Genomic DNA, 23,779 nt, shown 5'->3' with positions numbered 1-23,779 from the left:
ACCGTTGCCTGTTTTTAGTAATTGATCACTCACAACTGCTGCCTGAAAAGATTGACGACGGGTCGGACCGGACAACCAGGCACTGCGCCGTGAAGGCCTTCGCCTGCACGACCTATCTTGGTGCCGCAGGACCTTTCGGCCGATGTCTGCGAAGGAAACCGGGCTTCCAGGCCATGATCCGGCCGATATGCAAAGTCGCAAACCAAGCTAGCCCACAAAAAAATTCAGGCCCCTGCGTCACCACAGGAGCCTGAATTTAAAAGCGAACAGAGACCTGATCGTCTCAGTCGAGGGGGATCACCCTGTCGCCTGCCGACAAAGCCTTGCCATCGACGGATACGGAGACTTCCGCCGCACCAGCCTTACGGCTGACGACGATGTCCTTTGCCTTCCCGTCGAGCGTGATCTTGACCGAGAAACCGCTCCAGTCCTCTGGCAGCGACGGCGAAATATGCAGCTTGCCGTCGGTGCGTGTGATGCCGAGAATGCCCTCGACAGCGGCACGGTAGAGCCAGCCGGCCGAACCCGTATACCAGCTCCAGCCGCCACGGCCCGCATAAGCACCTTCACCGTAAACATCCGCGGTCACCACATAGGGTTCGACCCGATAGGTTTCTGACGATGCCGCATCGAGCGCATGATTGACCGGGTTGAGCAGCTTGAAGCAGTTCCATGCCTCCTGCGCCCTACCCTGCTTGGCGAGGGCAAGAACCACCCAGGTTGCGGCATGGGTATATTGCCCGCCGTTTTCACGCACACCCGGCGGATATCCCTTGATGTAGCCCGGATCATGCGGCGCACGCGAGAAGGGCGGCGTAAACAGCCTGATAATGCCGGTCTGCTCATCGACCAGATGCTCCATGACGGCATCCATGGCCTGCCGCGACCTGCCCTCTTCGCCTTCGCCGGAGAGAACGCTCCAGCTCTGGCCAAGAGAATCGATCCGGCATTCCTCGCTTTCGGCCGAACCCAGCGGCGTGCCGTCATCGAAATAACCGCGCCGGTAATAGCTGCCATCCCAACCGGCCGTTTCCAGCGCATTGCGCAGCCTTTCCCGGTGCGCCGCCCATTTGCCGACGCGGTCGGTATCGCCACGCTTTTCCGCAATCTCGATGAAATCGCGCAACGCCCCGGAAAGGAACCAGCCGAGCCAGACGCTGGTGCCCTTGCCGCCGACGCCGACGCGGTTCATGCCGTCGTTCCAGTCGCCGCCGAGGATCAGCGGCAGGCCATTTTCGCCGGTGCGATGAATGGCGAGATCAAGCGCCAGCGCCGCATGTTCGTAAAGCGTGGCGGATCTGTCGCTGATCTCCGGCTGGAAGAAAGCATCATGCTGGCCGGGCATCAATGCCGCCCCCTTCAGGAAGGGGATGCTTTCATCGAGGATCGCGACATCACCCGTGGCCGAGACATATTGGTTGATCGCATATGCGAGCCAGACCACGTCATCCGAGATGGTCGTGCGAACACCGGCGCCCGTCAGAGGCAACCACCAGTGCTGCACATCGCCTTCGGGGAACTGGCGACCGGCTGCGCGCAGGATCTGCTTGCGGGCGAGATCCGGCTGATAGAGCAGGAAGGCCAGCGTATCCTGAAGCTGGTCGCGGAAGCCGAAGGCGCCGCTCGACTGGTAAAAGGCCGTGCGCGCCAGAATACGGCACGCCAGCGCCTGATAGGGCAGCCAGTTATTGACCATGTGGTTAAAGCCGGCATCGGGCGTGGAAACCTGCAATTGGCCGGTAAAGCCGGTCCAGAATGCCTTGCTCTCGTCCAGCACCGTCTGGAAGTCCGCTTTTCGAACGTCCTTCACCAGCGTTTCGGCTTCTTCCGCATTGTCGGCATCGCCGAGAATGAAGGTCATATGCCGTTCTTCGCCGGGCTTCAGATGGATTTCCTGCATCAGCGCAGCGCAGGGATCACCGTCGACCTCGGTGCTGCCGCTGAGTGCGGCACCGGATACGATACCCTGCGGGGCCTGTGCCGAACCGAAGCGACCGATGAATTCCCGGCGGCTGGTGGTGAAGCCGCTCGCCTCGCTGTCAAGCGTCAGGAACGCCGTGCGGGCGCTATAGTCGATGCTGTAGGGGTTCGACGCGAAGATCGCATTACTGCCGGCATCGTGCCTGCTCAGAATGAACGGCGCGGATTTCTGGGCGTTGTTGCCCAGCACCCATTCTACATAGACGTAGACCTTCAGGCGGCGGCTTTTCGAACCCTTGTTGCGAACGATGACCTGCGAGAACTTGACCGGTTTTTCGCGATCGACGGTCTGCGTCACTTCGACTTCAAGTGTATCTGCCACGCCTGTCAGCACGGAGTAACCCAGACCATGGCGGGTTTCGAACATGGCTTCGGGATCGCGCGACAGCGCGGCGCAGGGCGTATAGAGCTTTCCTGTCTCCACATCGGCGACATAGAAGGCCTCACCCGGCCGGTTGACGACCGGATCGTTGCTCCAGGGCGTCAGCTGATAGTCGCGCGAATTGCGGCTCCAGCTGAAACCGGCGCCTTCGGCCGAAATGTGGAAGCCGAAACTCTCGTTCGAGATGACGTTGATCCACGGATGCGGCGTGGACTGCCCGCCATTGAGGCGCACAACATATTCCTGGCCGTTCCTGGCGAAGCCGCCAAAACCGTTCCAGAAATCGAGATCACCCGCATCTTCGACCTGTTCCGCAACCGGGAAGGACGGTACCGGCAGACGGGCCTGCGCAGCATCGCTTGTGCCATCGGGGCCGCGATGGGCCGCAAACAGCGAGACCGCACGGTTGATCTGGTCGACAATCTTGCCGTTGCGCACGTGGAGAACGACGCGGGAAGCGGCGAGAAGCGCGCTCCACGTCTCTTCGTCCATCAGGTCGCGGCGCACGGAGAAGACGTGCGGACGACCGCCATCGGCGGGATTGATGCGGCGCTGCGCCTCGGAAATATGATCCAGCGCATGCTGCATGTCCTGTGCATAGGATGCAGCCCGTTCGTTGACGATAACGAGATCGAAGATCACGCCGCGTGAACGCAGATATTCATGGGCGCTCAGCGCCTCACGGGCGATATCCATGTCCATATCGTCGTTGATGCGCAGGCTGAAGATCGGGAAATCGCCTGAAATCGCGAGCGGCCACAAAGCACGCTGCGAGGCAAGGCCGGTTTTCAGCGTTTCCGAATCCGCACGCAGATGCATGTCCGGATAGGTCAGATAACGGCCGAGATGCTGGAAGGCGGCCGCCTGCTGCGAGGTGACGCCCACATGGCGCATCTGCACCTGCGTGCGTGTCCAGGCGTGCACGAGTTCATGGGCAAACGCGTCCGGATGACGATAACGGTCGATCGCCTTGTCGACCTCCTCGCGGCTTGGCGCGGCAATCGTCCAGAAAATCACGCTCACCTTCTTGCCCGCCGGCACGCGTACGGTGCGGCGCAATGACAGGATCGGATCAAGCGTGAAGCCGTCGTTGCTGGAAAGCGTCGCACCGGCATCGAAAGCCGCCGCTTCGCGCAGCGAGCGGCCGCGGCCGATGAACTTGGCACGATCGGTCTCGAATTCCGTCGGGCGCGACGGGCCGGCATTGTCGGCGGCAAGATGCGCGATGACGGTACCGGGCTCGTTCGGGCTGCGACGGTTGCGCCAGGCGCGGATGACATCACCGCGGCGGCCGATCTCGGTCTGCACGAACATGCGCGAGAACAGCGGATGGGCGTTGTCGTCATCTTCAGACGCAATGACGGGCTCCATATAGGAGGTCACTTCGATATAGCGATCCTCGGAACCGACATTGAGCAGCGTGACGCGGCGGCCTTCGGCATCGTGCTCGGTGGCGACAATGCATTCGACCACGCTCTGCAGATCGCCGGTGGTCTTGTGGAACTCGGCCTTGTCGTCGGTGAAGATCGTCTTGGTCTTTTCGCCTTCGATAACACGCGGCTCTGCCGTCGCACTCCACCATTGTCCGTTGGTGGTGTCGCGCAGGAAGATGAAGGTGCCCCAGCGGTCTTCGGTCGGATCGGCCTTCCAGCGGGAAATCGCCTGACCGTTCCACTTCGAATAACCGGCACCCGTCGAGGTGAGCATCGTCGAATAATGGCCGTTCGAAAGGAACACCACTTCGCGGTCGCGCGCGGCCGGGTCGACGATGGAGCGCACTTCCGCACGCAACAGGTCCGCCTGTTCCTTGCCGGGGGTTTCCGGCTCGTATTTCGCGCTCATGACGGGCACTTCGCGCGGTGCCTTTTCCTGCAACAGCAGTTCGGCCGCTTCAATCACCGGATCGGAATGGAAGAGTTCGCGCAGCACGCCATCGAAAGCGACGTTGGCGACGGCCGCAATCGACATGCCGTGGTGGTGGGCATAATAGTTGTAGACCACCGCGCAGACCTTACCATCAGGCACACGTGTCGGTGTGAAATCCACCGCATCATGGAAGCCGTACTGGCCAAGCGCGCCAAGCTTGCGCAGCTTGTCGAGGTTCTCAAGCGCACCATCAGGATCGTACTGGCTGGCGAGGATCGACGCATAGGGCGCGATCACCGCATTCTGGCCAAGGCCGCGCTTGAGACCAAGCGTCGGCACGCCGAAGTTGGTGTACTGGTAGTTCATGTTGTGATCGCGGGCGTTGAACGCCGCTTCGGAAATGCCCCATGGCGTGCCGAGGCGGCGGCCGTGGTTCATCTGTTCCTTAACGATCAGATTGTTGGTCTGGTTGAGAATGCCGCCCTGACGCTCCTGCATGACGAGCGGGGGCATCAGATATTCGAACATCGAACCCGACCAGGAGACCAGCGCGCCCTGCGCACCGATCGGCACGACCTGACGGCCGAGACGGTACCAGTGCTCTGTCGGCAGATCGCCCTTGGCGATGGCAAACAGGCTGGTCAGACGGCATTCGGACGCCAGAAGGTCGTAGCAGGCCTCGTCCAGCTCCTTGCTTTCGACGCGATAGCCAATCGACAGAAGACGGCGATCCTTGCGGTACAGGAACGTGAAGTCCATCGAGAAAGCGAGGTTGCGGCTGCGGTCGCGCAGCGATGCGAGACGCTGGCGCAACGGTTCCATATTGGTGAGATCGATGGCGCTGTCTGAAATATGCGCCTCACAGCAATCCACCAGCAATTGCGCCCAGCGGGTCACTTCCGCGCTCTGCGCAGACTTCACTTCGTGATCGACATTGGTAGCGAGTTTCTGGATGTCGCGCGCAAGCACCGCCAGATTGATGACGCGGATCGATGCGAATTCATGCTCGCGCTTGACGGACGCCAGAGCGTTCGAGAACCCGATGATACGCTCTTCGAGACGGCGATGCAGCGGACGCAGGTTCTTGCGGTCGTCAGGCAGCGCTTTCAGCGTTTCGCGCAGGATGCCGGCCAGATCGCCGATACCGTCCAGATTGCCCTGAAGATGCGCGGAAGGCGCTTCCGCCCACTGGCGGCAGGCCGACGAAACTGCAATCAGGTGACCGGCAAGATTGCCGCTGTCCACCGCCGAAACATAGCGGGGTCCAAGCGTCTGCAACGTGTCCGTATGGTACCAGTTGTAGAGATGGCCGCGATGTTTCTCCATCTTCTCGACGGTCTGGATCGTGTTCTCGATCCGCTCCAGAGTATCGGCAAAGCTGATCCAGCCGAACTGGCGCGCCGAAATGATGGAAAGCAGGTAGACGCCGATATTGGTGGGCGACGTGCGCGAAGCGACGATCGGCTCCGGCGTTTCCTGGAAGTTATCAGGCGGCAGGTGGTTTTCCTGCGGCGTCACGAAGGCCTCGTAATAACGCCATGTGCGGCGCGCGATCTTGCGAAGCTCGAAGGAGACGTGTTCCGAAACGAACAGCCGGTCTTCGGTTTCAGCCGACTGGCTGACATACCAGGCAACGGCAGGCGACAGAACCCAGAGAAGCGTGAAGGGAATGCCGATCAGGAAGGCATTGTCACCCGGCAGCGCCGCGAACAGCAGGCCGAGCATCGCCACTACGGGCGCATGCCACATCTGTCGATAATAATCGATGATGCTGCCCTGCGCGCTCGACTGCATGCTGGCGGCGGTACGCCATTCCAGCATCAGCTTGTGGCTGACGAGCAGGCGGTAAAGCGAGCGGGCAATCGCGTCGGTCATCATGCAGGCGGCATCGGCGATGAAGACGATGCGCAGCGCCACCTGTGCGTTGGTCGCGCGGATTTCCGACCAGATGGTGTGGAAATGCGCCTGCGGCACGATATCGGTGGAGCGCGGCACGAGACCGGAGAGCAGGGAAAGCGTGGGGGCTACGAACAGCGAGAAGATCAGCAGGATCTGCCAGATCAGCGCACCGAGCGGATCCATGAAATACCAGCCGAGGATCGAGGCAAAGAACCAGGCGATCGGCGTCAGCGAGCGACGCAGGTTATCGACCATCTTCCAGCGGCCGATCGCGGTAACGCCACGGGCACGATCGAGGATAAAGGGCAGAAGCTGCCAGTCGCCACGCGCCCAGCGATGCTGGCGCGAGACTTCAACCTCATAGCGGGTCGGGAAATCCTCGACCAGTTCCACGTCGGTCACCAGCGCGCAGCGCGCGAAGGAGCCTTCGAGCAGATCGTGGCTGAGAATGGAGTTTTCCTCGATCCGGCCCTTCAGCGCCGCCTCAAAGGCATCCACATCGTAAAGGCCCTTGCCGGTGAAGGTGCCCTCGGACGTCAGGTCCTGATAGACGTCGGAAACGGTGAAGACGTAAGGATCGATACCGCGGTTGATCGAGAAGACCCGCTGGAAAACGGATGCGTCCTTGCCGGTGGTGAGCGAGGGCGTTACGCGCGGCTGCAGCAGCCCGTAGCCTTCGACAACCCGTCCGGACACCGGGTCGATCACCGGACGATTGATCGGGTGGTGCATCTTGCCGACGAGCTTGGTCACCGCATCGCGCATCAGGCGCGTATCGGCATCCAGCGTCATGACGTATTTCACGCCCTCCGGCACGACGTTGGCGCCGCCGAGGAACGTCGTATCCTTGTCGCCGCGCAGCAGCATGTTCAGCTCATGCAGCTTGCCGCGCTTGCGCTCCCAGCCCATCCAGCAGCCTTCAGCCGAATTGTAGATGCGGCGGCGGTGCAACAGGTAAAAGCGCGTCTTGCCGTCAAAGGCATAACGGCTGTTCAGCGCCGCAAGCTCACGCTTGGCATAGTCGAGAATTTCGAGGTCATCGTCGGACTGTTCATACTGCGCATCGCGCCAGTCGCTCACCAGCGAGAAATAGATCTCGCCATGCGGATTGGCGAGATAATGCACCTCGATATTGCGCATCATCTCATCGACACTGTCGCGGCTGGTCAGCATGCAGGGCACGGCAACCAGCGTGCGGGCGTCCTGCGGAATGCCGTTCTTGAACTCGTATCCGACCAGCCGGAACGGCTTCACAAAGAAGGTGACGAGCGTGTTGAAGAGGCCGGTCGCGCCCTCGGATGCCGGCAATGCGAACATCAGCAGGAAGGCGGTCACCACATACCAGGGCATGCCCGCCTGCGCCAGGAACCAGCCAACGGCGAGCATGGCGAGCGCGGTGATTAGAAACACCGGCGCCGCAATCGCAAGCCAGTTGAACTTGCGCATCGCCCGGACGATACGCTGCGACACCAAAGGCCGGTAACCCAGCGCCTTCTCAAGTTCGAAACGACGCTGGCCCACGAGCACGGAGCCGACATTGACGGGATGTGTCTCGTCCGCCTCCACAGGCGTATCGGCGCGCGCCATTTCGACAGCGGCACGCGCAACCTCAACTTCAGTCTTGGGAGAACGGCGCGCCAGAAGTTCGATAGTATTGCGGTAGGTGTTTCGCGAACCGAAATCGAGCGTTTCGTAATCGGTCTCTTCGCGCAGAACCTTGTCGATGTGGCTGACTTCCTCGAACCACACCGACCATTCGGTATCGTCGATTTCGCGCAGGCTCTTGACGATGTTGCCCATCGTCACGTTGCCGGATGCAAGACGGTTATGTTCCGACATCATGACGTTTTCGGCGTCCGTGCCGGCAGCATGCAGGCGCTCTTCGAGCCATGCCACCGCAAAACCCGATGTCTGGGAGCCGTTGCGGAGACGATAAAGGAATTGCGTTGCGAACGTTGGGTCGTCGACCAGCGTATCGACCTGCTTCAAAAGGGCCGCGGAGGCTTCCGCATCGTTGAGACGAATGATCTCGTCAACGACCTCGTTCGCCTTCTGGCGCATGCGGCGCGAACGCTCCACACGGATGGAGATGCGGCGAAGATTTTCGATGAGGACAAAACGAATGATCAACGGCAGCGCCCACAATTCACCGATCTGCAGCGTCTTTGAGGTCTGGTAGCCATCCACCAGCGCCGTCATGTTCTCGCGCGAAACCGTGCTGTGGGTATGGGCGACATAAAGCCAGCCGAGCGCCATGACCCGCGGGATCGTCACCCCGCCCACCGTCATCGTCGGCAGCTGGCGATAGAACTTGCGCGGAAAATCGCGGCGGACTTCCTGGATCGCCTCTTCGATGACGTAGTGATTGTCGAGCAGCCATTCCGCCGCCGGCGTTATCGTCGCGCCATTTTCCGCGTCGACCGCCGTTGTGCGGTAGACCCGCAGAATTTCCTTCTCGTTCTCACGATGACGTTCGAAGAAATCGAACTCCATGAAGCCGGGAAGGCTGTCGGCGCCATCGCGCGAAAGCGCGGCGCCCGCATCATGCAGTTCCTCGACCGTCATATAGGACGCGCGGATCGAATCGTTATGATCGATCTGCTTCGTCTCGGAATCACGGGCGGCGGCGGTCGGGGTAATATGAAATGACATCGGGCTCGTATTCTGAACTTTAGGGAAACTTGTTCGACTTGACCGGCATTTCGTCCATGGCGGGAACACATACGAAAATCAGGCCACGCTATATTTATGACTTATCCTGAACCTTCGGTGAACCGGACCGGACGCCGTGCGGAACGAATCGTCAGGCGGGTGGTATCCGCAGGTGCAGCATGTTGCAGTGAAATTATTCCGATACGATCGGAAAACCGCAGATCGGTGCGGACAGGAGATTTTCGATAACAGGAAGAAAATGGCATCCTGCGGCCCGGCAATGCCGTTCCGACCGAATTTCGCACCCTCCCCGACGGCGAAAATTGTTCGCGCAACGTCGATAATCCCCCGTTGACAACCTGAAGGGCAACGCGGAACCGAGACTGCCCGCGCTACATCCGAAAGAAGCTAATGCCCCAGGACGTCAATAGTTCCATGCCACCTGTCGCGGCACGATGCAAGCGCTGAATTTCAGGCCATTTCCGCGCCGATAACGACACTTTAGAATACATAAATATGCTGATATGTCCCTTGGGAAAGACGCCGGAAAAAACGGCCAAACCCGGGATTCTGAAAATGACGAAACAGACCGCGAATATCGCATCCTTTGCCAACCATATGCCAGATGTGGTGGCCATACGCCGCCACCTGCACCGCAATCCGGAAATCGGTCTTTTGGAGTTCAAAACCTCGGACTTCATTGCCGGGCAATTGGTGGAAATGGGTTATGAGGTGACGCGCGGGCTCGCCGGCACCGGTATCGTCGCCACTCTGCGCAATGGCGACAGCACACGCACGCTCGGCATCCGCGCCGATATCGACGCCCTGCCGATCCACGAAGAGACGGGGGCGGATTATGCAAGCGCCAATCAGGGCGTGATGCATGCCTGCGGCCACGATGGCCACACCGCCATGCTGCTCGGCGCGGCAAAGATCATCGCTGAGCGCAAGAATTTCGATGGAACCCTGCATCTGATCTTCCAGCCGGCGGAAGAAAATTTCGGCGGCGCCAGAATCATGATCGAGGACGGGCTATTCGAACGTTTTCCCTGCGATGCGGTTTTTGCCCTGCATAACGATCCCGGCCTGCCCTTCGGGCAATTCGTGCTGCGCGAGGGGCCGATTCTCGCCGCTGTCGACGAGTGCAAGATCACCGTCAACGGTTACGGCGGCCACGGCGCCGAGCCGCAGGACGCGGCCGACCCCATCGTTGCCGGCGCGAGCATCATCATGGCCTTGCAGACGGTGGTATCCCGCAATATCCATCCGCAATTGTCGGCGGTCGTCACCGTTGGCGCGTTCCATGCGGGTGCTGCCAGCAATGTGATTCCCGAGACGGCGGAAATGCTGCTGACCATCCGCTCCTTCGATCCGGGCGTGCGCGATGAGCTGGAAAAGCGCATCCGGGCGATAGCCGAAGGCCAGGCGGCCAGCTATGGCATGAGCGTCACCATCGATTACGAGCGCGGGTATAACGCAACGGTCAACCACAAGGCGGAAACGGATTATGTCGCCGATCTCGCCCGCCGCTTTGCCGGAACTGAAAGGGTGGCTGAGATGCAGCGCCCGTCGATGGGCGCGGAAGACTTCGCCTATATGCTGGAGAAGCGGCCCGGCTGTTATTTTTTCCTCGGCACCGCGCGCACCGACAACGACCCGCCGCTGCACCATCCGAAATTCGATTTCAACGACGATATCCTGCCGATCGGAACCGCTTTCTGGGTTGATCTGGCCGAGGATTACCTGAAGGCATGAATGGACATGAAAAAGGCCGGTCGGAGGAGCGACCGGCCTTTTGTTCTCAAATACCCTGATGAGAAAGTCGGGAGGATCAGGGAACGAGACCGAATATGACGGCAGCGACAAACGCCACGCAGACGCCGACAAGAGCCGCATGAACCGAATCTTTCCAGTTACGCGGCGACTGGGGCTGCGAGACAAAGTCTTTCACTTTTCCTGCCTTGGAATAAGACATTGTGCACTCCCTTCCTGCTCGGCCCTTCAAAGCGGGCATTGCTTATTTCACGTAGAGAATAGCTTTATTCCCCACTGTTTCAGTAGAGATAAAATTCCATAAGATTGGCGCATCGGGAAAAATACGGATTGCGACTTGCCCACCGGCAAGCATCAATCTACCCATTGCCCGGGATCAACGCGCTGGAGGGCATTTCCGTTCAAAACCAGCGGCGGGCACGGAAAAGACCATGACGGATATCGACGCCATCATCATCGGAGCCGGGGTGATCGGACTGGCGACAGCACGCGAGCTGGCGATGCGCGGCCTCTCCGTCATCATCCTCGAAAGCGAAAAGGAATTCGGCTCGGCCACTTCCTCCCGCAACAGCGAAGTCATTCACGCCGGGCTCTATTATCCGGCCGGAAGCCTCAAGGCCCGGCTTTGCGTGGAAGGCAAGGCGCGACTCTATGCTTTCTGTCAAAGCCACGGCGTCTCATATCGCCGCTGCGGCAAACTCATCGTCGCCGCGAGCGATGAAGAGACGGCCATGCTCACCGCCCTCCGCGAAAAAGGCAAAGCCAACGGTTGCGACGACCTTGAGCTGATCGATGAGCGACAGGCAGTCTCGCTCGAACCCGCGCTCACCTGCGTCGCAGCCCTGACATCGCCCTCGACCGGTATCATCGACAGCCATGGTTATATGCTGGCGCTCCTTGGAGACGCGCAGGATCATGGCGCAGCCCTTGCCCTGAACGCACCCTTCGAAAAGGCAGAAGTGATCGGCGATGGTTTCCGGGTTCACGTCGGCGGCGCGGAGCCCACAAGCCTGACATGCCGGCTGCTCGTCAATTCCGCCGGACTTGTTGCGCCGATGGTGGCAAGAAAGATCGAAGGATTGTCGGAGGATTTGGTCCCGCAAGCGCGTTTTGCCAAAGGCAGCTATTTTTCGCTGGCCGGCAAGTCGCCCTTTTCACGGCTGATCTACCCCGCACCTCACACCCATGGCCTTGGCGTGCATCTCACTCTCGATCTTGCCGGCCAGGCCCGTTTCGGGCCGGATGTGGAATGGGTGGACACCATCGATTACGCCGTTGATCCCCGCCGCATGGAGGGTTTTGGCGACGCGATACGGCGTTATTGGCCGGGCCTTCCCGACCATGCGCTGATTCCGGCCTATTCCGGAATCCGGCCGAAGATTTCCGGTCCGGACGAACCGGCCATGGATTTCCGCATTGACGGGCCGGAAACCCACGGCGTTGCCGGCCTCGTCAATCTCTTCGGCATAGAAAGCCCCGGCCTGACCGCCTCGCTGGCGATTGCCAACGAGGTCGCGGCACGACTCGAGGCTTGATCTCAACCTCATTCAGCCGAAACGGGACAGCGCGCCCGCCATGATGTCAGGATCGACATTGCCGCCGGAAGCCACTGCAATCGCCGTTTCGCTCTCCAGTTCATCGCCGTGGAAGAGGGCCGCCGCCAGCGCCACCGCACCACCGGGCTCGACGACGATCTTCAGCCGGTTGAAGGCGAGAACCATCGCCCGCAGCGCTTCCTCCTCGGTCACGGCAATGCCCTTTCCGCAAAGCTCCGCCATGATCGGGAAAGTAATGTTTCCGGGCTGTGGCGTGACGATCGCGTCGCAGATCGAACCCGAGGTCGTGGCGTTACGCTCGATCTTGCCCGAGGCAAGGGAACGGGCCACATCGTCGAACCGCTCCGGTTCTGAAGTCCTGACCTTGTAGTTCTGAGCTTTCGCCGCAAGTGCAAGGGAGATGCCGGATGTGAGGCCACCGCCACCGCAAGGCACCAGAACCTCGGCTGCATAGATACTCAGCTCCGCGCCCTGTTCGGCAATCTCCAGCCCCACCGTCCCCTGCCCGGCAATAACCAGCGGTTCGTCATAGGGCCTGATCAGTGTCAGCCCACGCTCGCGCGAAATGCGATCTCCGATGGCATCGCGATCTTCGTTCGCCCGGTCGTAGAGCACCACCTCCGCGCCATAGGCGCGGGTATTGTCGATTTTGATCTTCGGTGCATCCGACGGCATGATGATGACGGCGGGAACGTCGTGCAGGCGGGCTGCAAGGGCCACGCCCTGCGCATGGTTGCCAGAGGAAAAGGCGATCACGCCCTTGGCGCGCACCTGCGCCGGCAGGCCGGAGACGGCCGACCAGCCGCCGCGAAACTTGAAGGAACCCGTCCTCTGCAGGCATTCGGCCTTCACGAACAGCTTTCGCCCAGCAATCTCATCCAGAAAAGGTGACGACAGCAATGGCGTCCGCACCGCATGGTTGCCGATACGCTCGCGCGCGGCCTCTATCATCGAAATATCTGTCATGTCCTGCCCTCGATAATGCGGATGTAACGCGGATTCGCGGATACATTAGGAGGTCGCAATCAAATGCGAAACAGTCCGAAAGGAAAAATCCCCGGACGTGGCCGGGGATTTTTGTCAGGTGCGATCAATGATTGTGCCGGGGCATCTTCTCGGCGATCCGGCGGAAATCCGCAGCTCCTTCCAGAACCGCGCCGTCCGAAAGCTGGGTCACCGACTGACGATAAATGCGCTGCCAGGGCGTCGCATCCGCGGGAACAGCGGGAATGCCGTCAGCCTTGCGGGCCGCAAGCTCCTCATCCGGCACCAGCGCATTGCACTCGCCTTTGTTGAAGTCGATGCGGATCACATCGCCCGTGCGGAGCCATGCCAGCCCGCCGCCTGCGGCACTTTCCGGCGAGGCGTTGAGGATCGACGGGCTGTCCGCCGTTCCCGATTGCCGGCCGTCGCCGATCGTCGGCAGGCTGGTAATGCCCCTTTTCAGCAGCGCATCCGGCGGCTGCATGTTGACGACCTCGGCCGAACCCGGCCCGCCGAGCGGTCCCGCTCCGCGAATAACGAGGATGGTGCGCTCATCGATATCCAGGGACGGATCATTGATGCGGGCGTGATAGTCTTCCGAACCATCGAACACCACACATTTGCCCTCGAAAATGCCCTCGCGGCCCGGCTCGCTCAGATAACGCTGCCGGAATTCCGCCGAGATAACGCTCGTCTTCATGATGGCGAAATCAAACAGATTGCCCTTGAGGACGAGGAACCCGGCCCGTTCCTTCAGCGGCTTATCGTAAGGCAGGATCACGTCGCGGTCGGTCGATTCCCGCCCGTCCAGATTTTCCGCCACCGTTTTGCCGGTCACGGTCGGACAGCTTCCCTCGAGCTTGCCCGCTTGCAGAAGCTCCCACATGATGGCGGGCGTACCGCCGGCGCGGTGGTATTTCTCACCCAGCCATTTTCCGGCGGGCTGGACATTGGCAAGCAGCGGAATGTCGTAGCCGTGGACCTGCCAGTCCTCTTCACGGAGTTCAACGCCCGCATGTTTGGCCATGGCCGCCAGGTGTGGCTGAGCATTGGTGGAACCGCCAATTGCCGAATTGACGCGGATCGCGTTCAGGAACGCCTCGCGCGTCATGATGTCGGAGGGCTTGATATTCTCGACAACCAGTTCGACGGCGCGGCGGCCGGTGCGATAGGCCATCTGGCCGCGTTCGCGGTAAGCGGCCGGGATTGCGCCGCAGCCGGTCAGCGACATGCCGAGTGCTTCGGCAATGGCATTCATGGTAGAGGCCGTGCCCATGGTGTTGCAGTGGCCAACCGACGGAGCGGATTCCAACGCCGCCTGCAGGAATTCCTCGCGGGTGATTTCGCCGGCGCCATATTTGCGGCGCATGCGCCAGATGACCGTGCCGGAACCAACCAGATCGCCGTCATGGTACCCGTCGAGCATCGGCCCGCCGGATAAGACGATAGCCGGAATATCAACCGTGCTTGCCGCCATCAGCGCCGAAGGCGTGGTCTTGTCGCAGCCCGTGGTCAACACGACGCCATCGAGCGGATAACCGTAAAGCACTTCCACCAGGCTGAGATAGGCAAGATTGCGGTCAAGCGCCGCTGTCGGTCGCTTGCAGTTTTCGAACATCGGATGGGTCGGAAACTCGATGGGGATACCGCCCGCATCACGGATACCATCGCGCACCCGCTTGACCAGTTCGACATGGACGCGGTTGCAGGGCGTCAGGTCGCTGCCGCTCTGCGCGATGCCGATGACCGGCTTGCCGGAACGCAGCTCTTCCGGCGTCACGCCATAATTCATGAAGCGCTCCAGATAGAGCGCCGTCATGTCGAGATGGTCAGGGTTGTCGAACCAGTCCTGGGATCGCAGCCGCCGCACGGGTGTCTTGTCGTCGCTCATGAGACCGCCTCAGCCCTGTTCCCGGTTGTTGAGTTTTTCGAGGTAAAGCAGGATACCGCTATGGTCGATATCGGCTCCACCATCGCTGACGAAATCATCGAACTCCCGCGTTACCTGCTGGGTCAAAGGCAACGTCAGGGACAAATCCTTTGCCGTCGCCAGCACCCCGTTCAGATCCTTGAGCTGGAACTTGGAGGGTCCGCCTGGCGCGAAATTGCGCTTCACCATGCGTTCGCCGTGCAATTCCAATATCCGGCTTTCGGCAAAACCGCCACGTATGGCGTTACGGAACCCTTCGCGGGATGCCCCGCCCGCTTCCACAAGCATCATCGCCTCGGCAACCGCGCCGATGGTGATGGCGACGATCTGCTGGTTTGCGAGTTTGCAAAGCTGGCCCGCACCGGAGGGGCCGACATAGGTGAGCCTGCCCATCGGCGCGAAGAAATCCGAAAGACCAGAGATCAGCGCCTCATCGCCACCGGCCATGATCGCGAGCGTACCCGCCGTTGCGCCCGGCACACCGCCGGAGACCGGCGCATCGACATGATGAATACCCATTTCCCGTAGCCGGGAGGAGTGTTCGCGCGCAATAGGCGGCGCAATGGAGCTGCTGTCGATGACAACAGCGCCTTTTTCCAGCGATTCGGCCACACCCGCCTCGAACAGCACCTCGCCCACGGCTTTGCCGTCGCTCAGCATGGTGATGACGATATCGGCACCTCTGGCGGCTTCGGCCGGCGATGCCGCGAGAACCGCGCCATCGGCAACCAGCGCCTCAGCCTTTTCGACGCTGCGGTTCCACACCGCAACCGAAAAGCCCGCGCCCAGCAGACGCCGGGCCATCGGCCCGCCCATCAGGCCTGTGCCGATAAAGGCAACCGACCGCTTCTTCTCCTCCCCGCCGACACTCATTTCAGTGAACCTCCCAGTTCGTCCTCGATATGAACCTGAATGATCTCTTCGAAGGAGCTTTCAGCCGTAAAGCCAAGTTCACGGGCGCGCTTTGCTTCGAAACCGGGCGCCCAGCCTTCGCACATGCGCATGATCATCTCATTCGGCTCGCGGCGAATGAGGGCAACGGCCTTTTCGCCCGCAACCTTGCGCAGCGCTTCGATCTGTTCGCCAACGGTGGCGCTGAGGCCGGGCATGGACAGGTTGCGGCGCGGACCGACCTTTTCCACGTCGATCGTTGCGCCATGAAGAAGGAAACCAACAGCGGAACGCGGCGAAGCGTGCCAATGGCGAATGCTTTCCGGCACCGGCAGAACCGCTTCCTGGCCGACCAGCGGCTCGCGCAGGATGTTGGAGAAGAAGCCGGAAGCGGCCGCATTCGGCTTGCCGGGGCGAATGCAGATCGTCGGCAGGCGAATGCCGATACCGTCGAAGAAACCGCGACGACTATAGTCGGAGAGCAGCAGCTCGCAGATCGCTTTCTGCGTGCCGTAGCTGGTCAGCGGCGTGGTGTGGAACTCATCCGGAATCGGATAGGGGAGCGGCGCACCGAATACGGCGATCGACGAGGTGAAGACCACGCGCGGCTTGTAACCGTCCTTGCCGTTGGCAATGCGGATGGCGTCGAAGAGATAACGCGTGCCATCGAGATTGATACGGTAGCCCTTGTCGAAATCAAGTTCGGCTTCACCGGATACGATGGCAGCAAGATGAAAGATCACATCGGGGCGGGCTTCGACCAGCTTTTCGGCTTCGCCCGGCGCGGACAGATCGGCTGCGCGCGCATCAACCGCACCGGAGAAGCCGGCGGGCGCTTCAGGCTGAAACACGTCGATAAGCGTGAATCTGTCAATCGACTTGCCGCCAAGCGATCCATCCTTGACGAGACGCTGCGTCAGCTTACGGCCAACCATGCCTGCAGCACCGATGATTGCGATATGCATATCTTCCTCCTCTTTGGCCCGGTCATTCTCCCGAGACCGAAAAAACATCATCGGCTCGTGAACCGATAAATTAGCTTGTAAGGTTGTCTGATAACCTTATATGGTTTGATTGAAAATAGTATTTTTTCACAAACCGGCAAAAGCAAGGGCGAAAGACCTTTGCCCGGATATTTTAGGGCGGATTGGACAGAGAGGGTGGAATGACGATCGTGAGCGAACACGATATCGAGGAATTGCGGTTCTCGCTGAAGAACAGGCTGGGCGAGGCGTTGCTGCTGACATCGCAGGAAGACATGCTGCGCTATTGCCGCGACTGGCATGGCGACGTCACCAGTTCGGCGGTAGCCGTCATCCGCCCCCGTTCGACCAAGGAAGTCTCCGATACGGTTCGCGCCTGCGCCGAACTCGGTCTCGCCATCATCCCTCAGGGCGGCAATACCGGGCTGGTGCTCGGCGGCATTCCCGATGAGCCAAAGCGTCAGATCGTGCTGAGCCTCGAGCGCATGAACGCCATCCGCACCATAGACAGCGACGATTTTTCGGCTGTCGTTGAAGCCGGCTCCATTCTGTCGGAATTCAAGGATGCGGTTCAGGACAAGGGAATGTTCTTTCCGCTGTCGCTCGGCGCGCAGGGCAGCTGCCGCATCGGCGGCAACGTCTCCACCAATGCTGGCGGCATCAACGTTCTGCGTTACGGCATGACCCGCGAACTGGTGCTCGGTCTCGAAGTGGTATTGCCTGATGGCACCATCTGGAATGGCCTGTCGACGCTGCGTAAGGACAATCGTGGCATTGACCTGAAGCAGCTTTTCATTGGCGCGGAAGGAACACTCGGCATCATCACGGCCGTGTCCGTAAAGCTCTACCCCAATCCAGAACATGTCGAGACGGCACTGCTCGGCCTCAATTCGCTGGATGACGCCATCAAGCTTTATCGCCGCGCCCGCCGCGAATGCTGCGACCTGATGTCCGCCTTCGAATTCATGCCGCCCGTCGCCTTCACGCTCGCAATCGAAGCAATCCCTGACCTTAAAATGCCGATCGCCGGAGATTATCCGGCCTATGTGCTGATGGAAATTTCCGGCTCGGGGCTAGTAGACACTGCCGACCTGATGGGACGGTTCCTCGAGGGCGTCATGGAAGACGGTCTGGTACTGGACGGCGTCATCGCCTCCTCGCGAGCACAGGCGCAATCGCTGTGGCTTTTCCGCGAGGGCATGAACGAGGGTCAGGCGCTGCGCGGCAGCCATATGCGCACCGATATTTCCGTGCCGCTGTCAAAACTTGCGGCGTTCGTGGCCGAAGCAGAGGCTGAACTGGCGGAAAAACTGCCGGAATGCCTGGCGGTTTCCTATGGCCATGTCGGAGACGGCAACGTCCATCTCAACGTGCTGCCGCCAAACGGAGCAACGCCGCAGGAGCGCGAAGCCTTCATCTACAAATCGAAAACCCTCGTCAACGAAGTCCTTGACCGTTACGTCGGCAGCATCAGCGCCGAGCACGGCATCGGCCGCCTGAAACGCTCCGATTTCGAAAGCCGGCTATCTGATGTGCAGCGCCGGATGATCAAGGGTTTGAAAAATGCCTTTGACCCCGATTTGCGGATGAATCCCGGTTGCCAGATAACCCTGCAACCGGATAGCTAATCGAGAAACAGCAAAGGCGGCGGAATACGTCGCCTCTGAAAACCCCGCTGACGGCGAAGGAGGAAGTCGCCTGCCGCGGGAAAAAACGGACCAATCGTTTCTGTGGAACGGGAGCAATCATGACGCTGGAGTTCAGTCAGATACATCGCAACGATCATCTGCCCGGCCGGATCGCCGCGGAGATCGCCCGCGAAATCAATGATTCGAAACTCGGGCCGGGCGACAGGCTGCCGACGGAACATGTTCTAGCGAAAACCTTCGGCGTCAGCCGCTCGGTCATCCGTGAAGCGATCGCGCAATTGCGCAACGAAGGTTTTGTCGAAACACGGCAAGGCGTGGGCGCTTTCGTCACCGATCCCCGGCAGAGACTGTCCATTCGCATCGAGCGGTCCCGTCTGAACGATCCGGAAAATTTCCGCGACCTCTTCCAGCTTCGCATGCCGATGGAAATCGAGGCGGCGGGTCTGGCAGCACTCCACCGCAACCCGCAGCAGCTGGCGCGGCTGGCGGCGGCACTGGAAAAGATGCGAACGACCGACGACTGGTCGACGGAGGGCGTTGCGGCCGATCTCGACTTTCACCGTATTCTGGCGGAAGCGACGCAGAACGAATATTTCCTGATGTTTCTCGGCTTTATCGCAGAACGCATCAGCTCGGCTATCAACATCGCCTTCTCCCGTGCTATTTTCGGGGAAATCCTCGAGGTGACGATCGCCGAACATGTGGCAATCTTCGAAGCCGTCGAACGCGCCGATGCGACTGCGGCCAAGGATGCGATGCGCAAACATCTGCTCGGGGCAGCAAGCCGGGTCAATCTGGAACTGGATATCTTCTGAGCCACAAACAGAAGCTTAAACGGCAAAGCTATAGGACAGGTTTCGCTGCTTTCCGGCAATCCAGAGGCGAAAGACGATAATTTTGTCTGCGGTGCCGCTAGACTCGCTGTAAAAGTCATACTAAGAAGAATGAGATTAGGTTGTCAGACATCCAGACAATATGACCGCAGGAGGCGGCTGTCGGAGGGCTGAAGGGGAGGATATATATGACCGGCTCAAGGTCCATCGACGATACCGCTATTTTGCCTGAAGACTTTGAAAACGCCCTGCTCGTCGGCCGCGTATGGTCGAAAAGCGAAGGCGGCCCCTGCCCCGTTCTGCTAAAGGGCGGCGTGCTATACGACCTCACCTCTCTTTCGCCGACCATGTCTGAACTTCTGGAAAAGACGGATCTGGTGGAGCTGCTTGCAGACACCGGCACATTCGTGGCGCTTGGCGCGCTCGAGGCCTTTCTGGATGGCTCCGCTGGTGAACTTCTCGCCCCCAACGATATTCAGGCCGTCAAGGCTGCAGGCGTGACCTTCGCCGACAGCATGCTGGAACGCGTGATCGAGGAGCAGGCCAAGGGCGATCCACTTCGCGCGCAGGAAATACGCGGACGGCTGGCGCCGGTTCTCGGCGACAATCTCAAGGGACTTGAGGCCGGTTCGGAAAAAGCAGCCGAAGTGAAGAAACTGCTGCAGGAAATGGGCCTGTGGTCGCAATATCTGGAAGTTGGCATCGGTCCGGATGCGGAGATATTCTCCAAGGCGCAGGCCATGGCCTCCGTCGGCTGCGGCGCGCTGATCGGCGTTCACCCGAAGTCGCAGTGGAACAACCCGGAGCCGGAAGTGGTGCTGGCCATTGCCTCCGACGGCCGTATCGTTGGCGCGACGCTCGGCAACGACGTCAACCTGCGTGACTTCGAGGGCCGCTCCGCCCTCCTGCTCAGCAAGGCAAAAGACAACAACGCATCCTGCGCAATCGGTCCCTTCATCCGCCTGTTTGATGGACGCTTTACCATCGAAGACGTGAAGAAGGCGCAGATATCGCTTCTGGTCGAAGGTGAGGACGGCTTCACCATGACGGGTGCAAGCGCAATGCAGGCGATCAGCCGCACGCCGGAAAACCTCGCTTCCCAGCTCTTGAACCGCAACCATCAGTATCCTGACGGCGCCGTCTTTTTCCTTGGTACGATGTTCGCGCCGGTAAAGGACCGCCATGGCCCGGGTCTCGGCTTCACCCACTCCAAGGGCGACCGTGTCGAAATCTCCACGCCCAAGCTCGGCAAGCTGATCAACTGGGTCACGACGACAGACGAATGCCCGGAATGGACATTCGGCACCGCGGCCCTCATGCGCAACCTGGCGAAACGCGGGCTGCTCTAGGCAATCCAGCAAAACTGCATCGCGGTTTTGCGCCCAGAATTGCGAAAACCCATAGGTGGAGCATTGAGGGCGATCCTTCGTCGAAAATGCTCCAGATATTTCTTCGGGAGGGGAAAATGCAAAAGACCATCAATCTCTTTTACCGGATTCTCGAAATCATTCTCGTCCTGCTGCTCGCCGGCATGTCGATCATGGTCTTCGTCAACGTTGTCATGCGTTACACGATGAATTCCGGCATAAATATCTCGGAAGAATTGTCGCGATACTTCTTCGTATGGCTGACCTTCATCGGCGCCGTACTGACCTTCCGTGAAAACAGCCATATGGGCATCGAAACTCTCGTGATGTTCCTGTCGCGCCGCGCCCGTGTCGTGTGCATGGTCTTGTCGAACATCATTATTCTGGGCTGTTCCGCCATCTTCTTCTGGGGAACATGGAAGCAGTCTGCCATCAACGCCAGCATGCATGCGCCAGTCACCAAGCTGTCGATGATCTGGGTCTACGGCATCGGCATGTTCACCGGCGGCCTGATGTTCATCATCGCTCTGGAACGCCTCTACCGTTATGTGACGGGCCGCGTGACAGAGGATGAAATCGCCCAGTTCGCCGGCGAGAACCTCACGATCGAACAGCTTTCGGAGCGCTGATACCATGACACTTTTCGTTTTTGTCGGCTCTCTTCTCGGAGCCATGGCGATTGGCGTTCCCGTCGCTTTCTCGCTGATGTTCTGTGGCGTCGTGCTCATGTGGTACATGGGCATGTTCAACACCGCGATCATCGCCCAGAACATGATCTCGGGCGCGGACACCTTCACGCTGCTCGCCATTCCCTTCTTCATTCTGGCTGGCGAACTGATGAACTCCGGTGGTCTTTCCCGCCGCATCATCGACTTTGCGATTGCGCTTGTGGGCCATATCAGGGGCGGTCTCGGCATCGTGGCGATTGTCGCGGCCATCATTATGGCCAGCATCTCCGGTTCGGCCGCTGCCGACACCGCAGCCCTTGCCGCAATCCTCATCCCGATGATGGCGAAAGCCGGTTACAACATTCCGCGCTCCGGCGGCCTCATCGCTGCAGGCGGCATCATTGCCCCGGTCATTCCGCCTTCCATGGCCTTCATCGTCTTCGGCGTCGCCGCCAACGTTTCGATCACCCAGCTTTTCCTTGCCGGTATCGTACCCGGCATTCTGATGGGCATTTCGCTGATCATTGCCTGGCTGATCGTGGTCCGAAAGGATAACATCAAGCCGCTGCCCAAGACCTCGGGCAAGGAACGTCTGGTTGCCACGGTCCGCGCCGGCTGGGCGCTTGGCATGCCGGTCATCATTCTGGGCGGCATCAAGGCAGGCATCATGACGCCGACGGAAGCCGCCGTTGTCGCTGCCGGCTACGCTCTTTTCGTCGGCATGGTGATCTACCGCGAACTGAAGCCGGCGGATCTGTTCCACGTTCTTCTGCGCGCCGCCAAGAGCACCTCGATCATCATGTTCCTTGTCTGCGCAGCCCTCGTCTCCGCATGGCTCATCACGGCTGCGAACATTCCAAACGAGGTCGCCGGTTATATCGAACCGCTGATCGATCGTCCGATGCTTCTGATGGTTGCCATGATGGTGCTGGTCTTCATCGTGGGAACCGCGCTCGACCTTACACCGACCATCCTGATCCTGACGCCCGTTCTGATGCCCATCGTCAAGCAGGCAGGCATCGACCCGGTCTATTTCGGCGTCCTCTTCATCATCAACAATGCCATCGGCCTGATTACCCCGCCGGTCGGTGTCGTGCTGAACGTCGTCTCAGGCGTCGGACGCATCCCGCTCGGCAAGGTCACGATCGGTGTCTGGCCTTTCCTCGTTGCAGAAACCATCGTTCTGGCGTTGCTCGTGGTTTTCCCGGACATCGTGATGGTTCCGCTGCAGTACCTTCGTTAATCGCCACTTCTCAACCAAAATCCAAGGGAGGATATTATGAGAAAGCTTCTTCTGACCACCACGGCCATCGCTTTCGCGGTGGGCGCCGCAGCCCCGGCAATGGCTGAATTCAACAGCCGCAACATCCGCGTTTCGAACGGCATCAACCAGGACCACCCGGTCGGCAACGGCATCAAGGCCATGCAGGCCTGCCTCGACGACAAGTCGGGCGGCAAGCTGAAGCTGACGGCATTCTGGGGCGGCGCTCTCGGCGGTGACCTTCAGGCGACGCAGGCTCTTCGCTCCGGCGTTCAGGAAGCGGTTGTTACGTCCTCGTCACCGCTCGTCGGCCTGATCCCGTCGCTCGGCGTCTTCGACCTGCCGTTCCTGTTTTCCAATGCCAAGGAAGCCGATGCCGTGATGGACGGCGCCTTCGGCGACATGATGAACAAGAAGCTGGAAGACCAGGGCCTCGTAAACCTGGCCTACTGGGAAAACGGTTTCCGCAACCTCTCGAACTCCAAGCACGCCGTGAACAAGTGGGAAGACTTTTCCGGCCTGAAGGTTCGAGTGATGCAGAACAACATCTTCCTCGACACCTTCCAGAACCTCGGCGCCAATGCAACGCCGATGGCTTTCGGTGAAGTGTTCTCGGCACTTGAAACCAACGCGATCGACGCACAGGAAAACCCCTATGTGACGATCGACACCTCCAAGTTCTACGAGGTGCAGAAGTACATCACCGAGACGAACCACGCCTACACGCCGTTCCTCTTCCTCTTCTCCAAGCCGATCTTCGACAGCTACACGCCCGAAGAACAGACGGCCCTGCGCGAATGCGCAGTCGTCGGCCGTGACGAAGAGCGCAAGGTCATCCGCGAACTGAACCAGAAGTCGCTGGAAAAGATCAAGGCTGCAGGACTTGAAGTGAACTCGCTGTCTGCGGAAGAGCAGGCACGTATCCGCGAAAAGTCGATGGTCGTCTACGAAAAGCACAAGGCTGAAATCGGTGCCGACGTCGTTGACGCCGTTCTGGCGGACCTGAAGAAGATCCGCGGCCAGTAATCCTGTCTGGATAAAATTGAAAACACCCGGAGGTTCCACCTCCGGGTGTTTTTGTTTGTGAAAATGGCCAACAGAAAAA

The 23,779-nt window shown here is 60.0% G+C and carries 14 protein-coding genes; 8 read left to right on the top strand and 6 right to left on the bottom strand.

The window, feature by feature from the left end; translation table 11 throughout:
• Positions 1 to 283: 283 nt before the first annotated feature.
• Positions 284 to 8,779 carry a GH36-type glycosyl hydrolase domain-containing protein gene (locus ASB65_RS21840; protein ID WP_060725354.1) on the bottom strand — a complete coding sequence of 2,832 codons (8,496 nt, stop codon included), beginning with the start codon at positions 8,777 to 8,779 and terminating at the stop codon, positions 284 to 286.
• A 576-nt stretch (positions 8,780 to 9,355) separates the two neighbouring features.
• On the opposite strand from ASB65_RS21840, the gene ASB65_RS21835 reads away from it, so the two are divergent.
• On the top strand, positions 9,356 to 10,534 hold the full coding sequence (locus tag ASB65_RS21835; RefSeq protein ID WP_060725353.1) for a M20 aminoacylase family protein: 1,179 nt from the start codon (positions 9,356 to 9,358) through the stop codon (positions 10,532 to 10,534).
• 76 nt (positions 10,535 to 10,610) lie between these two features.
• Here the strand turns inward: ASB65_RS21835 and ASB65_RS28770 are convergent, their stop codons facing one another.
• A complete protein-coding gene (locus ASB65_RS28770; RefSeq protein ID WP_003505150.1) occupies positions 10,611 to 10,754 on the bottom strand; it encodes a hypothetical protein in 144 nt (47 codons plus the stop codon).
• A 229-nt stretch (positions 10,755 to 10,983) separates the two neighbouring features.
• Here ASB65_RS28770 and ASB65_RS21830 point away from each other — a divergent pair, with 229 nt between their 5' ends.
• Positions 10,984 to 12,087, top strand: a complete 1,104-nt coding sequence (locus tag ASB65_RS21830; RefSeq protein WP_060725352.1) for an NAD(P)/FAD-dependent oxidoreductase — start codon at positions 10,984 to 10,986, stop codon at positions 12,085 to 12,087.
• 12 nt (positions 12,088 to 12,099) lie between these two features.
• On the opposite strand, the gene ASB65_RS21825 is transcribed toward ASB65_RS21830, so the two are convergent.
• The 4 genes from ASB65_RS21825 to denD form a co-directional block, all read right to left on the bottom strand.
• Positions 12,100 to 13,074 (bottom strand): threonine ammonia-lyase, encoded by a 975-nt coding sequence (locus ASB65_RS21825; protein ID WP_003505156.1) that lies wholly within the window; start codon positions 13,072 to 13,074, stop codon positions 12,100 to 12,102.
• Between the two features lie 124 nt (positions 13,075 to 13,198).
• A complete protein-coding gene (locus ASB65_RS21820; RefSeq protein WP_060725351.1) occupies positions 13,199 to 14,983 on the bottom strand; it encodes an IlvD/Edd family dehydratase in 1,785 nt (594 codons plus the stop codon).
• A gap of 9 nt (positions 14,984 to 14,992) precedes the next feature.
• Positions 14,993 to 15,895, bottom strand: a complete 903-nt coding sequence (locus ASB65_RS21815) for an NAD(P)-dependent oxidoreductase (RefSeq protein WP_060725350.1) — start codon at positions 15,893 to 15,895, stop codon at positions 14,993 to 14,995.
• Positions 15,892 to 16,878 (bottom strand): D-erythronate dehydrogenase, encoded by a 987-nt coding sequence (gene denD, locus ASB65_RS21810; protein WP_003516536.1) that lies wholly within the window; start codon positions 16,876 to 16,878, stop codon positions 15,892 to 15,894. Before denD ends, ASB65_RS21815 begins: the two co-directional genes overlap by 4 nt.
• Positions 16,879 to 17,078: 200 nt before the next feature.
• Here denD and ASB65_RS21805 point away from each other — a divergent pair, with 200 nt between their 5' ends.
• The 6 genes from ASB65_RS21805 (at position 17,079) to ASB65_RS21780 (ending at position 23,700) form a co-directional block, all read left to right on the top strand.
• Entirely contained in the window at positions 17,079 to 18,524 is a 1,446-nt protein-coding gene (locus tag ASB65_RS21805; protein WP_060725349.1) for an FAD-binding oxidoreductase, read from the top strand.
• A gap of 119 nt (positions 18,525 to 18,643) precedes the next feature.
• Positions 18,644 to 19,360, top strand: coding sequence for a FadR/GntR family transcriptional regulator (locus tag ASB65_RS21800; protein WP_003516533.1), 717 nt, complete (start codon positions 18,644 to 18,646; stop codon positions 19,358 to 19,360).
• 206 nt (positions 19,361 to 19,566) lie between these two features.
• Complete coding sequence (locus ASB65_RS21795; protein ID WP_060725348.1) at positions 19,567 to 20,727, top strand: fumarylacetoacetate hydrolase family protein; 1,161 nt, start codon at positions 19,567 to 19,569, stop codon at positions 20,725 to 20,727.
• Positions 20,728 to 20,843: 116 nt separating this feature from the next.
• Positions 20,844 to 21,374, top strand: coding sequence for a TRAP transporter small permease (locus ASB65_RS21790; RefSeq protein WP_003516529.1), 531 nt, complete (start codon positions 20,844 to 20,846; stop codon positions 21,372 to 21,374).
• A 4-nt stretch (positions 21,375 to 21,378) separates the two neighbouring features.
• Positions 21,379 to 22,656, top strand: coding sequence for a TRAP transporter large permease (locus tag ASB65_RS21785; RefSeq protein ID WP_019566002.1), 1,278 nt, complete (start codon positions 21,379 to 21,381; stop codon positions 22,654 to 22,656).
• A gap of 36 nt (positions 22,657 to 22,692) precedes the next feature.
• A complete protein-coding gene (locus ASB65_RS21780) occupies positions 22,693 to 23,700 on the top strand; it encodes a TRAP transporter substrate-binding protein (protein WP_060725347.1) in 1,008 nt (335 codons plus the stop codon).
• The last annotated feature ends 79 nt before the right edge of the window (positions 23,701 to 23,779 follow it).

It is taken from the genome of Agrobacterium tumefaciens str. B6, assembly GCF_001541315.1.
GTDB classification, from domain to species: domain Bacteria; phylum Pseudomonadota; class Alphaproteobacteria; order Rhizobiales; family Rhizobiaceae; genus Agrobacterium; species Agrobacterium radiobacter.
Note: the sequence above shows the minus strand (reverse complement) of the source record. Positions and strands in the feature narration are given on the sequence as shown.